Source organism: Virgibacillus chiguensis (genome assembly GCF_900129865.1).
GTDB lineage: Bacteria > Bacillota > Bacilli > Bacillales > Amphibacillaceae > Virgibacillus > Virgibacillus chiguensis.
Map to the genome: position 1 here is coordinate 1 of NZ_FQXD01000042.1, position 1305 is coordinate 1305.

Genomic DNA, 1305 nt, shown 5'->3' on the forward strand with positions numbered 1-1305 from the left:
ATTAGTATTCGTCAGCTCCACGTGTCACCACGCTTCCACCTCGAACCTATCAACCTCATCATCTCTGAGGGATCTTACTCACTTATAGTGATGGGAAGTCTCATCTTGAGGGGGGCTTCATGCTTAGATGCTTTCAGCACTTATCCCTGCCACACGTAGCTACCCAGCTATGCTCCTGGCGGAACAACTGGTACACCAGCGGTGTGTCCATCCCGGTCCTCTCGTACTAAGGACAGCTCCTCTCAAACCTCCTGCGCCCACGACGGATAGGGACCGAACTGTCTCACGACGTTCTGAACCCAGCTCGCGTACCGCTTTAATGGGCGAACAGCCCAACCCTTGGGACCGACTACAGCCCCAGGATGCGATGAGCCGACATCGAGGTGCCAAACCTCCCCGTCGATGTGAACTCTTGGGGGAGATAAGCCTGTTATCCCCGGGGTAGCTTTTATCCGTTGAGCGATGGCCCTTCCATGCGGAACCACCGGATCACTAAGCCCGACTTTCGTCCCTGCTCGACTTGTAGGTCTCGCAGTCAAGCTCCCTTCTGCCTTTACACTCTGCGAATGATTTCCAACCATTCTGAGGGAACCTTTGGGCGCCTCCGTTACCTTTTGGGAGGCGACCGCCCCAGTCAAACTGCCCGCCTGACACTGTCTCCGGACCGGATTACGGCCCTGGGTTAGAAGGTTCGTACAGCCAGGGTGGTATCCCACGGTTGCCTCCACGTAAGCTAGCGCTCACGCTTCGATGGCTCCCACCTATCCTGTACAAGCTGTACCAACATTCAATATCAGGCTACAGTAAAGCTCCACGGGGTCTTTCCGTCCTGTCGCGGGTAATGCGCATCTTCACGCATAGTATAATTTCACCGGGTCTCTCGTTGAGACAGTGCCCAAGTCGTTGCACCTTTCGTGCGGGTCGGAACTTACCCGACAAGGAATTTCGCTACCTTAGGACCGTTATAGTTACGGCCGCCGTTTACTGGGGCTTCGGTTCTACGCTTCGCACCGAAGTGCTAACGCTTCCCCTTAACCTTCCAGCACCGGGCAGGTGTCAGCCCCTATACTTCGCCTTTCGGCTTCGCAGAGACCTGTGTTTTTGCTAAACAGTCGCTTGGGCCTATTCACTGCGGCTCCTCCTTAAAGGAGCACCCCTTCTCCCGAAGTTACGGGGTCATTTTGCCGAGTTCCTTAACGAGAGTTCTCCCGCTCACCTTAGGATTCTCTCCTCGCCTACCTGTGTCGGTTTGCGGTACGGGCACCTATGAACTCACTAGAGGCTTTTCTTGGCAGTGTGAAATCC

General features: G+C 55.1%; 1 rRNA gene. It reads right to left on the bottom strand.

Features of this window, described 5'->3' with window-relative positions:
- A 23S ribosomal RNA gene (locus BUB45_RS19285) occupies positions 1-1305 on the bottom strand; the annotation flags it as partial.